This window comes from Myxacorys almedinensis A (genome assembly GCF_010091945.1).
In the GTDB taxonomy this organism is placed as follows: domain Bacteria; phylum Cyanobacteriota; class Cyanobacteriia; order Leptolyngbyales; family Leptolyngbyaceae; genus Myxacorys; species Myxacorys almedinensis.
In genome coordinates, this window is sequence record NZ_WVIE01000038.1 from 16,401 (window position 1) to 30,850 (window position 14,450).

The window sequence follows — 14,450 nt, forward strand, 5'->3', positions numbered from 1 at the left end:
TTCTTCCCATCCTTTTTGCCCTTTTTAACGTATGCCTCAAGTTTTTGGAAAACTGCCCACCAGTCATCAGCCCTGGTCATCTCTCGGAGCGGTACAAGCGGTCAAAGTCACAGGGCAAACCGTTGATTTCCACTGTGGAACTCCTCAAGTCAAGATCAGCGTTTTGGCAGCCAATTTGATCCGCGTGCGATTAGCACCCAAGGGGGAGTTTTTGCCGCGTCGATCGTGGGCAGTCACCAAACCTGATGAAGACTGGGATACAGTTGCTTTTGAGATGCAGGATGAAGAGGATGCCTTCTCAATTCGCACCGAACAGCTACGCATCGAAATCAAGCGAGATCCTTGCCAAATTCAGTGTTTTGACGCTGATGGGCAGCCCTTTGCCCGCGACACAGAGTTGGGGATGGGCTGGCGTTTGGGTCAAGTTGCCGCTTGGAAACAGATCGAGGCAGACGAACATTTTTACGGATTTGGAGAACGATCGGGGCTGCTTGATAAGCGATCGGAGATTAAAACCAACTGGACGGTAGACGCCCTAGACTACTCCTCGATCGACGATGAAATGTACCAAGCAATCCCATTTTTTATGACGCTGCGTCCGGGTCTCGTCTATGGCATATTTCTCAACATCACCCACTGGAGCCGATTTGACATTGGAGCAACAACACCGGGCGTTTTACACATGCAAGCCCACGGCTCTGAGCTTGACTACTACATTCTCTATGGCTCAAGTCCGGCAGACCTTCTTAACACCTACACCAACCTGACCGGGCGAATGCCTTTGCCCCCAAAATGGGCACTGGGCTATCATCAATGCCGTTGGAGTTATGAATCGGCGGACGTTGTTCGTAGCATTGCTCACGAGTTTCGATCGCGGCAGATTCCGTGTGATGTGATCCATCTCGATATCGATTACATGCGAGGCTATCGGGTGTTTACCTGGAGTCCAAACCGTTTTTCTGATCCGGTCAAACTTGTTCAAGCGCTCAAGCAAGACGGGTTTCAAACGGTGACGATCGTTGATCCGGGGGTAAAGTACGAACCGGATGGCGAGTATCCGGTTTACCACGAAGGGTTAGAAAAAGATTGTTTTGTTCGCAATGCAGATGGCAGCTTGGTTTACGGCTATGTGTGGGCAGACAAATCCGTTTTTCCAGATTTTCTCCGCCCAGAGGTGCGCCAGTGGTGGGGCGATTGGCAGCACACCCTCACCGATGTTGGCGTTGCTGGAGTCTGGAACGACATGAACGAGCCAACCTTAGACGATCGCCCATTTGGCGATGATGGCAATAAAGTTCCGTTTCCTCTCGATGCTCTTCAAGGCCCGGCGGATGAAGGCGGAACCCATGCGGAGACCCATAATCTCTATGGCTATGCCATGGCGCGATCGTCAGCAGAAGGATTGGAGCGCCTCAGACCCAATCAGCGATCGTTTGTTTTAACGCGCTCTGGTTTTGCCGGCATTCAGCGCTGGTCGGCGGTGTGGATGGGGGATAACCAATCGCTTTGGGAACACCTCGAAATGTCGATACCGATGCTGTGCAATATGGGGCTTTCGGGGGTCGGGTTTGTGGGCGCAGACATTGGCGGTTTTGCAGGCAATGCCACGGCAGAGTTGTTTGCTCGGTGGATGCAAGTCGGAATGCTATATCCCTTTATGCGCGGACATTCGGCACTCTTGAGCGCACAACACGAACCGTGGGTGTTTGGGGAACAAACCGAACAGATCTGCCGCGAATACATCGAACTCCGCTATCAGCTACTGCCGTATCTCTACTCGCTCTTCTGGCAAGCTAGCACCACAGGTGCGCCGATTTTACGCCCATTGCTCTACGAGTATCCCAACGATGCCAAGACTTACGAACTCCACGATCAGGTGTTGCTGGGGTCACACATTATGGCGGCTCCGGTGTATCGCCCAGGGGTGGAATACCGCGCTGTTTATTTGCCGGAAGGCGTGTGGTATGACTGGTGGACAGGAGAGCGCCACAACGGCAATTCGCATATTCTCGCCTATGCCCCGTTAGAACGAATGCCAATGTATGTGAGATCAGGCGCGATCGTACCCATGCAACCGGTGATGCAATTTGTGGATGAACGCCCACTTGATCACTTAAGCGTACGGATTTGGCAAGGCGAGGGAGAATTTACGCTCTACGAAGATGATGGAACGTCTTACGAGTACCAATCGGGCGCGTGGGCAACGACGGTCTATCGAGTTAGCCAGCATGATGGGGCAACCCACATCGACATCGCGGCACGCCAGGGAAACTGGAGACCAGTTGAGCACCGTCTCGTCACCCTTGAGCTTGTCGGCGTTGGAGAGCAACGATTTACCGACACTGGGAAAGCCCAACAGCTTCATTTTTCGTAAGGACTTACGCATTGGCAGCGGATTGGGTAACAGATGTACCGGATGAAAAGACCAGGTTGCTATTTTATCGGTTCATTTGTTATGTCCGCTCTCCCAGCCGTTGCCAACGAAAAAGCGTTGCGTAAGTCCTATTCGTAAGAAATTCGCTTACCTAAGGAAACGGCTGAAGAGGCTCCGATTGTGATATAAAGGTTAAGGTTTTGTTACATAGAATACCTGTGACAAAATCATGGGCTTTTTTGCCGATCGTGGCGTAGTTTTTCTGAAGTTGCGCGATCGCTAACTTAGCTCGACAATTGCTTGGCAATGTTCAGCACGCCGTTCAACCGAGATTGAGCATTCTGCTAGTTGCCCAGCGAATCCTTGCTGCGTCTTTTTATCCATTCTGAAGAGAAAAATATTCATGACGGCATCTCTCACGCCCGAAACTGTAGCTCTTTCTTCACCAAGTTCCAAGCTCCGGATCAAAGATATTTTGGCAACGCTGCCCCGCGAATGCTTTCAGAAAGACCGAAAAAAAGCATGGGCGACAGTGGCTACTAGCATTGCTATGGTGGGCTTAGGCTACTGGGCGATCGCAGTTTCTCCCTGGTTTTTGTTGCCCGTTGCTTGGGCTTTCACCGGAACCGCGCTGACTGGCTTTTTCGTTATCGCTCACGACTGCGGACACCGATCGTTTGCCAAACGTAAATGGGTGAATGATTGGGTTGGGCATATTTTCATGGCTCCGCTGATCTACCCGTTCCACTGCTGGCGGCTACTGCACGACAAGCACCACAACCACACCAATAAAATGGATGTGGATAACGCCTGGCAGCCGTTTCGCCCAGAATTGTACGACAGCATGAACCTGGGTCAGCAAGTTGGCTATCGCTTTATGCGCGGTCGCTTTTGGTGGATTGGCTCTATTTTACACTGGGCGCTCGTTCACTTTCGGCTAGAGAACTACAATCCCAGAGATCACAAAAAGGTTAAGGTGTCGATCGCGGTGGTTGTGGCGTTTGCTGCGATCGCATTCCCAACGTTAATTCTCACGACCGGAGTGTGGGGTTTTGTCAAGTTTTGGCTCTTGCCGTGGATGGTGTATCACTTCTGGATGAGCACGTTCACCATCGTCCATCACACCTTGCCCGATATCCAGTTCCGCGAGCCAGAAGAGTGGGATGAGGCGCAAGCTCAGCTATTTGGCACGGTACACTGCGAGTATCCGGGCTGGGTCGAGTTTCTTTGCCATCACATTAATGTGCATATTCCACACCACCTCTCGACGGCGATCCCGTCTTACAATCTCCGAATGGCGCACGAGAGCTTGCAGCAAACCTGGGGCAGCCAACTGCAAGAGCATCGCTTTTCGTGGAGATTGATGCAGCAAATCACCGACATTTGTCACCTCTATCATCCCGATTATGCGTATCAGTCGTTTAAAGACCACGATGAGAGCAAGTAACTTGAAGGTTGCTCTAATTCCCTGCTAGTGCCGTTTTAGCCACCCTCCCAGCGCAATGTGCCGGGAGGGTTTCAACTGTTAGCGATCACTGTAACTGCCGTCATGGGAGGGAAAAGGAATCGCCTGCCCCTGGCATAGTTCAGCCAACAGTGCAGCAACGTGCAGCGGTTGATTCGCGGCGAGCGAAATGTTCGGAAATGATTGGGTAACTTCTTCACCCATTGAGTTTCACCCATTGAGTTTCACCCATTGAGTTGCTCGACGCACAATTTCAGCGATTATCAAAGTTGGAAAAGCACATTCTATATTGGCTGGCGATCGCGCGCGAGTGGATGCAGCGTTGCAAGTGGCGGAGATGACGCCACCGTGCGAACTTGGGATGTGCTGACAGGTCAATCGTTGGGAATCTTTCAAGGTCACGATCGACCGGTACAGTCGATTGTTTACAGCCCAGATGCCTAAACGCTGATCAGTGGAAGTGAAGATGAAACTATCAACGTCTGGGATCTCAAAACAGGTGAGTGTGTGAAAACGTTGAGAGCCGAGCGACCTTATAAATAAAGGCATGAACATTGCAGGACTGGTTGGGTTAACAGAAGCTCAACAAACAACGCTCTGTGCCTTAGGTGCTGTTTCTTTTGTTTGAACCGCTTCTAGAAGATCGAGTCAAGCGTTCAGGCGGTGAAGCGCGGCGACAGATGCTTTGCCCCTATAAGTTTGGTAGCTTTTATTCTCTCAGGCTCCCTGTGGCTCAGAGGGGGCTTTCTCAGCAAAAACTTATCTTCCCATTAGGGCAACATCATCCGGATTGGATCACCCAGACTACAGTAGAGATATAGTGCCCAGAGGCAAACTGCTTTTTATCTCTAAACTTAGCTCTAAACGTTGTTCTCAGGCTGATTTGCTCACCCGCAGGCGTCGATTTTTTAATGCAACCGATTCATAAACTCCACGAGGGAATTCATCAACTCCGGCGCAGACATTTTGATCCGGCATCGCTCCAGTTTCGCCTGACCGTGGAAATTGCTGCCCTGTCGATTCTAAGTTTGAGCAGTGTTGCCATCTGGACGAGTTGGAAAATGCAGCAGATTTTGATTGCTACGCACACACAAAATGTGGAGTATATTGCCTCTCGCTTTCCTCGGGATGTGCAGCTTTATAGTGAGATGGTGCCGATCGAAGTTGGGTTGCAGAAAACCATTGATGATGTGTCTGTTTCTGGTCTTCTCATTTGGGTCAAAAGCCCTGATGGAACTGTGTTAGCCCAGTCGCCAGCGTTGAATTTTGAGTTTACAGCGGTGGCTGAGTTAATGTCTTTAACAAACATGCCGCTCAAGCCTCAAGTGTATCAGTTGAACGAGCGCTATTTGGTGTTGTATGAAGGGTCGATTACGGTGAAGGGATCGCGGCTGGGCAAGGTTTACATGGCGCAGGATGTGACGGTTGATCAGCACGAGTTGCTAGCGGCGATCCGCAGTTTGGCGATCGTTTGCAGTTTGGCAATTATAGTGATGATGATTGCGATCGCGCTGCGAATTCGGCGATCGCTCCAGCCTTTACAAGAAATGAGCCAGATGGCAGGGGTGATTTCTGCTGAGGATCTTGGAGAAGCTAAGCTGCAATTGCGCCATGCTCCCAGCGAAGTTAAAGAACTTGCCCAAACGTTTAATATGATGCTGTCTCGGCTCTCGGAGGCGTGGGAACAGCAGCGCCAGTTTGTCAGCAATGTTTCCCACGAATTACGAACGCCTTTAACGGTCGTGTATGGCTATCTGCAAAGTCTGCTGCGCCGCAGCACAAATTTAAATGACTATCAGCGAGAAGCTTTGGAAACAGCAACCTCTGAAGCCGATCGCACGATCCATCTACTGCAAGATTTGTTGGATCTGGCACGGGCAGATAGCGGTTACATCCGTTTTAATTTAGAGCCGCTGGTGCTCAATGATTTAGTGGTAGAAGTAGCAGGGATGGCAGAGAGATTTAGTAATCGCTCGATTATGGTGAATGCCGTTGGTGATGTGGAAGCGATCGGGGATCGCGATCGCTTAAACCAAGTATTAATCAACCTGATTGATAATGCCGTGAAATACTCTGAGCCTGAGCAGCCCATCGTCTTAACGCTAGAGCAGAGCGATCGGCAAGCGGTGATTCGAGTGTGCGATCGCGGTGTGGGAATTCCGCTACACGACCAAAGTCGAATTTTTGAGCGGTTTTATCGGGTGGATGACTCTCGTACGCGACTGACCGGGGGGCATGGGTTGGGGTTGGCAATCGTTAAAACCCTAGTCGAAGGCATGGAGGGGGAGATCACGGTGCGATCGAAGCCTGGAGAAGGCAGCACCTTTACGATCGTCTTACCAACCTGATCGCCAACTCGATCACAAATCAGCAAAACGGGTGCGATCGCGCCCCTTACTCTCGCAAGGCGTACCCAACCCCTCGAACGGTATGAACCAATCGCTTTTCACCGTTCTCTTCTAGTTTGAGCCGCAAATAGCGAACATACACCTCAATGATGTTGGAGTCGCCCATAAAATCGTAGCCCCAAACGTGTTGGAGAATTTGATCTCTTGTAAACACTTGGCGGGGGTGGGTGAGCAAATATTCCAACAAATCAAACTCTTTTGCCGTTAGCTCAATCGCCCGTTCGGGAAACAGCGACGCACCCCCTCGTTTGCCTCGAAACACTTCCCGAGTCCGACGATTCAAACTTAAGTCCTCAAACTGCAACACATCAGCATCAGGCTCCTGAGCGCGGCGCAGATGGGCGCGAATTCGGGCTAAAAGTTCTTCGATGCTAAACGGCTTAACCACATAGTCATCGGCTCCTGCATCCAGCCCTGCGACGCGATCGCTCACTTCATCACGCGCCGTCAACAAAATAACCGGAACGGTGCTTCCCGTTGCCCGCAGCCGACGACACAATTCCACCCCAGTTAGCCCTGGCAGCATCCAATCGAGAATGGCTAAATCGGGTTCAGATTCGCGGGCGATCGCGAGTCCTGACATGCCATCGTGCGCGACACTCACCCGATAGCCTTCACTGCTCAACTCCAGTTCGACAAACCGAGCCAGCTTGACTTCATCTTCAACCAGGAGGATATGGGCAGTCATAAGAGTTTTCCTAAAGCAGGCAGGAACGATCACCCCCAGAGCGATCGCGATCCGGGGAGGGGTCTTTGAATTTTTACAAGCTTAAGGGTTATTATTTCACACTGCTGTCGGCAGGTTATGACCCAAGATAGGCTTCCAAAACTTTAGGATCGCTCTGGACTTGGGCAGGGGTGCCCTCTGCCAAATTGGTGCCTTCTGCTAATACCCAGACGCGATCGCACAGCGACATAATCACATCCATGTTGTGTTCGATGACCAAAAAAGTCAGACCTTGGCGGTTCCAATAGGTGATGTATTCGCAGATTTGATGGATCAACGTTGGGTTTACCCCGGCTGCCGGTTCATCGAGCAAAACCAGTTTTGGGCGAGTCATCAGTGCCCGGGCAATTTCTAACAGTTTGCGCTGTCCCCCAGATAGCGCGCCTGCATAGTCGTTGGCTTTTGCCGCTAACCCAACAGATTCCAGGATTTCCACCGCGCGATCGCGGGCGGCGTTTTCTTCTTTGGCAATGCGCCCTGGCAAAAACCACGGACTCCAAAATTTCTCACCGGTTTGCTGCTGCGCGGCAAGCAGCATGTTATCCATCACAGAGAGCCGCGACAACACCCGTGCCACTTGAAACGTGCGAGTCATTCCCCGTTGGGCGATCTGGTAGGGGGGCAACCGCTCGATCGGCTCTCCGTCAAACAAGACACGACCGCGATCGGGCTGAATAAAATTTGAAAGTAGATTAAATACCGTCGTTTTTCCGGCACCATTCGGTCCGATTAAGCCCGTGATGCTACCTTGAGTCACCTCGATCGACGCATCGTTGACGGCTAAGATGCCCCCAAAGCTTTTCATCAATCCGGTTGCCGATAAAACGGGCATCAGGGGTGGGGAAGGGTTCGTCATCGTTGCTTGAATCCGTTATTTTCCGAGGGTTAATTCGTCTTTGTTGCCTAAAATGCCTTGAGGACGCCAAATCATTAAGACCATCAAAATCAACCCGATCACCATAATTCTTAATGCGCCCACCTGATCAGCAGCGATGGGCAGGCGTTCTAAGTCTCGCGTTAGGGCGGTGTAGGCCCAGTAGATGCCTGCGCCAAGCAGCGTTCCAGCATTGTTGCCAGCGCCGCCCAAAATCATAATAATCCACGCCTGAAACGTGACCAATGGCTCAAAATTGGTGGGATACACCGTACTCAACTGCCAGGCAAAAAATGCTCCGGCAATTCCGGCGATGAAACCGCCCAGCATTAAGGATTGCAGCTTATAGGCAAACACATTTTTACCGAGGGCTTTTGCAACTTCTTCATCTTCCCGGATCGCTTTTAGCACCCGCCCCCATGGCGATTTGACCAAGCGTTCTAACGCCCAAAAGACGATCGCCACCGTAATCAGCACGATAAACAGCAAGCCATTGGTTGCCGGGCTGCTGCGAAAATCATACAGCGCGATCGCACTGACAACCCACAGCCGAATTGCCAGCAACCCCAAAAGCCCAGATGCGATCGCGCTGACCTGGTGTTGCCAAGTTTTTGCCCTCCGAAACTGCCGCACACATCGCTCAGCTAATTTCCATAGGGTGGTGCCAAAAATAGCGGAAATAATCACAATCATGCCGATGCGAGTGCCCACGGTGGGGCGAAAATTCTCCAACGGCAGCGGAAAGCTTTGCACGCCAAACGCACCTTTGGTCAGCCATCCTTCGTTTAGCGCCACCAATCGCACCAGTTCCGAGGTGCCAATCGTCACGATCGCTAGATAATCTTCCCTCAGCCGCAGGGTGGAAAATCCCATCAATAGCCCCAGCAGCGCTGCTAGCACCGCCCCGATCGAAACTGCTGCCAGCAACGGCACCCCCGCCAAACTTAGCAGTGTCGTGGCATACGCGCCCACGGTCATAAATGCCACATGCCCAAAATTAATCAGCCCGGTGTAGCCCCACTGGAGGTTTAGCCCCAAACTAAAGAGTCCATAAACAGCGACCGATGTAATCAGAAAGACAAGATAACCGATGATGCCCGGATTGAGGGAAAACAAATAGTCGAACACATTATTAGTAGCGATAGAACAATTCTGAAATCCTATCGTACTGGGGAACACGAACCGTAGAAATTGCTACGAAAGCTTACGTCATGGGGCGAATGGGGGGTGAATTGGCTGAGGTTGCCGCGATTTTGAGCCGTGCAATGGGTACTCTGAAGCCACATCTCATCCCCTTTTTCAGCAAAGCGTTGCCATCAGGCGTTCCTCATCGTTTCAGACCTGCTTTATGAACTTCCTCCGCAGTCGTGCCCACAATCTGATCGATCACCTCTCTGACGAAGAATTGGAGACGCTTTGGAGTGTCCTCGAACCGCTCTACTGCGATCTCTACATGCTCAGAGCAGTCCAAGACGGCAAACGCACTCATCAGCCGGGCGATACCCTAACTCGCGAAGAAGCAATCCGAATTCTGCCTCTCCTGCAACCTGCCCCTCGCACGCTATGAACATCATCAAACCCCTGACCATGGGAGGCACAATCCTGCCATCGCGGCTAGAAGTCCGCTACGATCGCGCCTTTTTAATCGATCTCAAAGGGTTGGAAACAGCAGCCTTTCAGCACATGCAACACTTTGTATTTGACGAATTTTTTCAAACCGGACAACTGCAAAACCTCGCAGAGTTCCAGCCCCTCGGCACGAGCGAAATTTTCTACCGATTCACGATCGACCCCTACTTGATCAGCGTTGAAATCACCGGACAGATCATCAAATTTCTCCGCATTCTACCCAAGCCAACCGTATAGATGCGGGTAACACCGGAGGCGATGGTGCCCACCCGGTATGACAAATTTCTTAAATTTCCCCCTTTACTCTCTAGTTGAGTGTCTTCTGCGCCTATAAACTGAACAGAGAAATGACGCAAGGGGCTTTGATATGAATGCTGCGGCACTTTGGCAACGCTATCAAGACTGGCTTTACTATCACGACGGCTTAGAGGTGTACCTCGACATCAGCCGGATGCGCTTTGACGATCGCTTTGTCGAGCAGATGCAACCCCAGTTTGAGCAAGCCTTTCAAGACATGGCAGATTTAGAAGGAGGCGCGATCGCAAACCCCGACGAACAGCGCATGGTCGGTCATTATTGGCTACGCGATTCTGACCTTGCACCCAGCGAAGACCTCAAACAAGACATCATTCAAACCATCCAAGATATTGAACGCTTTACCCGCACTATTCATCTCGGTGAAATTCGCCCACCCCAAGCTGAGAAGTTTACTGATATTTTGTCGATCGGAATTGGCGGATCAGCATTAGGACCGCAATTTGTCTCTCAAGCCCTTGCCCCAGACGCACCGCCCATGGCGATTCACTTTTTTGACAATACCGATCCCGCAGGCTTCGATCGGGTCTTGTCGCGCTTGGGCGATCGTTTACGCAGCACTTTAGTCCTCGTCATTTCTAAATCGGGCGGCACTCCCGAAACCCGCAACGGGATGCTAGAAGTGCAAAATGCCTACCAAAAGCAAGGGTTAGACTTTAGCAGGCACGCCGTTGCCATCACTGGGCGCGGCAGCGGACTCGACAAACTAGCGACCTCTCAAGGCTGGCTGACGACGTTTCCAATGCACGACTGGGTGGGGGGGCGCACTTCTGAACTGTCTGCCGTTGGTTTGTTGCCGGCCGCGCTGCAAGGCATTGATATTCAAGCGATGCTGTCTGGCGCAAAAGAAATGGACGTTGCGACCCGTGCTGCGACCCTTAAAGGCAATCCTGCCGCACTGCTGGCACTGGCTTGGTATTGGGCAGGCAACGGTAAAGGCGAAAAAGATATGGTGGTGCTGCCCTACAAAGATAGCCTGTTGTTGTTTAGCCGATACCTTCAGCAGTTGGTGATGGAATCGCTCGGTAAAGAAAAGGATTTAGACGGAAACGTTGCTCATCAAGGCATTGCGGTCTATGGCAACAAAGGCACAACCGACCAGCACGCCTATGTGCAGCAGCTTCGAGAAGGCGTCCCCAATTTCTTTCTCACGTTTATCGAGGTGTTGCACGATCGCGCTGACCATCAACCCTCGATCGAAGTCGAACCGGGCGTTACCTCTGGCGACTATCTGTCGGGCTTACTTCAAGGCACGCGCACGGCAATTTATGACAACGATCGCGACTCGATCACCGTCACCATCCCCGACGTGACGCCCCGCCATGTGGGAGCGTTGATTGCTCTCTATGAACGCGCTGTAGGGCTTTACGGCTTTTTGGTCAATGTCAATGCCTACCATCAACCTGGCGTTGAAGCAGGCAAAAAAGCGGCGGCGGTAATTTTAGAATTGCAGCATAAAGTTGTCGAGGTGTTGAAGCAAGAAAACAGCCCGATCGCGATCGCTGCCCTGGCCGCCAAAGCAGGCGCACCCGATGATGCGGAAGCCATCTACAAAATCGTCCGCCATTTGGCAGCCAACGATCGCGGCATCACCCTCCATGGCAACGCTAGGCAGCCCGGAAGGTTAACTGTGAGTCTCTAATTGCAGTCTGGCTCATGAACCTTTCATCAAAAGTTCGTGAAGTTCGCCCCTTCTAGAACAGTGACTTGCTATTCTGCTTATGAAATGGAACGCCACTGTTCTAGAGGTTCTTCGGATGCGTTATTCCTTACGGTCAAGCATTTTTTTAGCCACAGTTTTAGCATCAAGCGCCCTCGCCGCCAGTGATACGATCGCGGCTGATCCGGTTCGTTCGTCTGTCCGCCTTACGCCTTTGCAAAGAACCCTCAATTCCTCGCAGCAACCCCTGACTTCTCAGTTAGGACCGCTCCTGCTCCCCTCTAGAACCGAATCTGACCCAGGTCGGACAAGCCCAGTTCCTCAGATTCGCCGAACGCAAACCGAGCCAGTTCCTCAAATTCGGCAGCGACAAGTAGACCCGGTTCCTCAAATTCGCCAAAGAGAGGAAGCTGAAGATACCTATCAACCACCGCCCCGCCTCCCTGAACCCGTGATTCGGCGCTACAAACCCAGTTCCAGAGGCGGGCAGGGCGGCATCCGGGGTCAAGTGATGGTCAAACCCATTTGTTCGGTCACGGCGGCGGCTACAGATTGCCTTGCTCGCCCTTATGTTGGCGCACTTAATGTTGTTAGCTACGATCGCAGCCAGCGTTTTCGCGTTAGCACAGATCCCCAGGGAGATTTTCAACTCCGCCTCTCAGAAGGAATCTATGTAATTGAGCCTGAAACCGGGACATTTCCGGCACTTTCTCAGCGCACGATAAGAATTGTGGCTGGTGCCAATCGAGATGAAGAGTTTACCTTTGAGGGCAGAGTTCTAAACGGTAGAGCCTCCGACAATCAGGCGGCAACTGGCTCCGCCGATAATCAATAAATTCAAGAGCCTGATGGCTAACGCAGAGTCAACTTTTTGGGCTTGGCATTGCTGAATGCAAGTATGATTTGCCCTTCTCCCCAACCCTTCTCCCCAAGGAGAAGGGAGCCAGAATTCTTGTTCCCTCTCCTTTTGGGAGAGGGCTAAGGTGAGGGCAGATCTGTGATTCATACTCAGACCCAACTTTTTTGAGCTTATCCAGGCTTTAGAGCTTGTCTCTCTCTAGAAAGCTAGCTAACTCTTCGGTACGCTGCCGGGTGAGCCGCTCCATACAACTCTGCTCGATCATCGGTGCGATCGAGCCACCTTCAAAGCGCCGTTTGGCAAAGGTGCAGTTTTCGGCGCGAAACGTCATCCAGGCAAGTTGAGCGTCAATAAGCTGTTTGTCTAACGCTGTGCCTTGGTAGATCGCGCGGACTCGTCGATACACTTGATTAAGGGTGCGATCGGCGGTTTGAGCCGCTTTAGCCGCACACAAATTCATGTCTAGCTGAGTTTGAGGATCTTGGCAATTGGGTTGAGCCGCGCGATCTTGGGCGCTCGATGCTTCAGCCAGGGCAACGATGCTAGAAAATAGCATCCATCCTGTGAGTTGAAATAGTAGTGTTCTCATGGAAATCTATGCTCTGATGTTTTGGTAGTGTCAGTTTGACCGCGCCAAAAGTTGCCCTAATCCCGCTTCTGCCTGAACAAGATTTAAAACCCTAGTTTTGTCATAATCCTTTACTCCTTAGGCAAACCTCTTCGAGCCGAAGGCTAAAAGGCTGAGGGCTGCCAAACTCGCATTTTGTTGACATTCTCCCCGCACGAGAAACGGGAGTTTCTCAAACCCAAACAGCGAGGCTCTGAGTTTGACAACTCAACCTACCTTAAGGGGGCTTGGCAGAAATTTCAACGTGGTGCTGAATATTAAATGGGATTTCTGCTTGCAAGCGTTGAACCATCAGCCTAGGGGACAGATTATGAGTTGAATTCTGTGTAGCGTTTGGGCTGAGAAGGGGAAGCATGAAGCGACGAAGGGGGTTCAAAGCCATGCAGGTCACGCACAAGGTAGAGCGGTCTTCCTTTCACTTCTTCAAAGATGCGCCCCAAGTACTCTCCGATAATCCCTAGGGTCATAAACTGCATTCCACCTAAGAACAGAATGACGACCATCAGCGACGCATATCCTGGAACGTCAATCCCAAACAGGAGGGTCCGAATGATTAAAAACGTGGCATAGATAAAGGCTACGATCGAGAGCAAAAATCCAAGATAGCTCCAAACTTTTAGCGGTAAGAGGCTGAAAGATGTGATGCCGTCTAGGGCGAAATTCCACAGTCGCCAGTAGTTCCAACTGGTCAGCCCGCTATGCCGCCCGGGGCGATCATAGACAATACAGGTTTGTTTGAAGCCAACCCAAGCAAATAAACCTTTCATAAAGCGGGTGCGCTCTGGCATTTGCTTAATCACGTCTACCACATGGCGATCGAGCAATCGAAAGTCTCCCGTATTGTGAGGAATCGGAACATCGCCGATCGAACCCATGACGCTGTAAAACAGAGCAGCAGTAAGACGCTTAAGCCAGCTTTCTCCCTGCCGAGAACGGCGTGTCGCGTACACTACATCATAGCCCTCACGCCATTTCTCCATCATTTCTTGGATGAGTTCTGGCGGGTCTTGCAGATCGGCATCAAGGGGTACGATCGCGGCTCCACTTGTGTAGTCTAATCCGGCGGTCAGCGCTAATTCTTTGCCGAAATTACGGGACAGATTGACAACCTTTACCAAGCGGTTGGAGTGGTGTTGCTGCAACAACCCATCTAGCGTATTGTCTTTACTGCCATCGTTAACACAAATAATTTCATAGTTGACCTCTAATCGGTCTAAGGCACAAAACAGCCGTTCAAACAAACAGTCAATGTTTGAACCCTCGTTATAAAACGGAATCACAACCGAAAGCTCAAGATTAGGGTCTGGCAACATGGTAGCAACGGTTGAAAATATTGCTCAGAACAATCTTACCAACTGTCTGTTCAGTGCTTGCTTTTGCTCTACTTGAATTAGATTAGCCTAAGTTCGATTCTGGCTAAAAAGCCATGATCTAAACTCGACTTTATCCATCTTGAAGGAGAGGAAAGGAAGCAAGATTAGGAAAGCGTTGTTTGATTTGTCCTGATGAGC

Annotated in this window: 13 protein-coding genes; 8 read left to right on the forward strand and 5 right to left on the reverse strand. The window is 51.2% G+C overall.

Translation table 11 applies throughout. The features are described 5' to 3' along the window. Positions 1–31 precede the first annotated feature (31 nt). From GS601_RS20925 to GS601_RS20940, 4 genes are all read left to right on the forward strand, one after another. Positions 32–2,374 carry a glycoside hydrolase family 31 protein gene (locus GS601_RS20925; RefSeq protein WP_162425236.1) on the forward strand — a complete coding sequence of 781 codons (2,343 nt, stop codon included), beginning with the start codon at positions 32–34 and terminating at the stop codon, positions 2,372–2,374. Positions 2,375–2,777: 403 nt separating this feature from the next. Beyond that, positions 2,778–3,821: a fatty acid desaturase gene (locus tag GS601_RS20930; protein ID WP_162425237.1), complete on the forward strand. Its 1,044-nt coding sequence runs from the start codon at positions 2,778–2,780 to the stop codon at positions 3,819–3,821. A 249-nt stretch (positions 3,822–4,070) separates the two neighbouring features. Beyond that, the gene (locus GS601_RS20935) at positions 4,071–4,283 is read left to right on the forward strand and encodes a hypothetical protein (protein WP_162425238.1); all 213 of its coding nucleotides are present in this window, start codon (positions 4,071–4,073) and stop codon (positions 4,281–4,283) included. Positions 4,284–4,750: 467 nt separating this feature from the next. Beyond that, on the forward strand, positions 4,751–6,187 hold the full coding sequence (locus tag GS601_RS20940) for a sensor histidine kinase (protein ID WP_162425239.1): 1,437 nt from the start codon (positions 4,751–4,753) through the stop codon (positions 6,185–6,187). Positions 6,188–6,233: 46 nt separating this feature from the next. Here the strand turns inward: GS601_RS20940 and GS601_RS20945 are convergent, their stop codons facing one another. The 3 genes from GS601_RS20945 to GS601_RS20955 all read right to left on the reverse strand — a co-directional run bounded on the left by GS601_RS20945 (position 6,234) and on the right by GS601_RS20955 (position 8,976). Then, positions 6,234–6,935, reverse strand: a complete 702-nt coding sequence (locus GS601_RS20945) for a response regulator transcription factor (protein WP_162425240.1) — start codon at positions 6,933–6,935, stop codon at positions 6,234–6,236. A 115-nt stretch (positions 6,936–7,050) separates the two neighbouring features. After that, entirely contained in the window at positions 7,051–7,830 is a 780-nt protein-coding gene (locus GS601_RS20950; protein ID WP_162425241.1) for an ABC transporter ATP-binding protein, read from the reverse strand. A gap of 15 nt (positions 7,831–7,845) precedes the next feature. Beyond that, positions 7,846–8,976, reverse strand: a complete 1,131-nt coding sequence (locus tag GS601_RS20955; RefSeq protein ID WP_338017101.1) for a branched-chain amino acid ABC transporter permease — start codon at positions 8,974–8,976, stop codon at positions 7,846–7,848. A 220-nt stretch (positions 8,977–9,196) separates the two neighbouring features. Here GS601_RS20955 and GS601_RS20960 point away from each other — a divergent pair, with 220 nt between their 5' ends. The 4 genes from GS601_RS20960 (at position 9,197) to GS601_RS20975 (ending at position 12,287) form a co-directional block, all read left to right on the forward strand. Next, on the forward strand, positions 9,197–9,415 hold the full coding sequence (locus tag GS601_RS20960; RefSeq protein WP_162425242.1) for a hypothetical protein: 219 nt from the start codon (positions 9,197–9,199) through the stop codon (positions 9,413–9,415). Further along, entirely contained in the window at positions 9,412–9,714 is a 303-nt protein-coding gene (locus GS601_RS20965) for a cytotoxic translational repressor of toxin-antitoxin stability system (protein WP_202925248.1), read from the forward strand. The genes GS601_RS20960 and GS601_RS20965 overlap by 4 nt, the downstream gene beginning before the upstream one ends. A gap of 130 nt (positions 9,715–9,844) precedes the next feature. After that, positions 9,845–11,434 carry a glucose-6-phosphate isomerase gene (locus tag GS601_RS20970; RefSeq protein WP_162425243.1) on the forward strand — a complete coding sequence of 530 codons (1,590 nt, stop codon included), beginning with the start codon at positions 9,845–9,847 and terminating at the stop codon, positions 11,432–11,434. 115 nt (positions 11,435–11,549) lie between these two features. Beyond that, entirely contained in the window at positions 11,550–12,287 is a 738-nt protein-coding gene (locus tag GS601_RS20975) for a hypothetical protein (protein ID WP_238393422.1), read from the forward strand. A 205-nt stretch (positions 12,288–12,492) separates the two neighbouring features. On the opposite strand, the gene GS601_RS20980 is transcribed toward GS601_RS20975, so the two are convergent. Continuing rightward, positions 12,493–12,900, reverse strand: a complete 408-nt coding sequence (locus tag GS601_RS20980; RefSeq protein ID WP_162425245.1) for a lysozyme inhibitor LprI family protein — start codon at positions 12,898–12,900, stop codon at positions 12,493–12,495. A gap of 347 nt (positions 12,901–13,247) precedes the next feature. Further along, positions 13,248–14,252 (reverse strand): glycosyltransferase family 2 protein, encoded by a 1,005-nt coding sequence (locus GS601_RS20985; RefSeq protein WP_162425246.1) that lies wholly within the window; start codon positions 14,250–14,252, stop codon positions 13,248–13,250. Positions 14,253–14,450 lie beyond the last annotated feature (198 nt).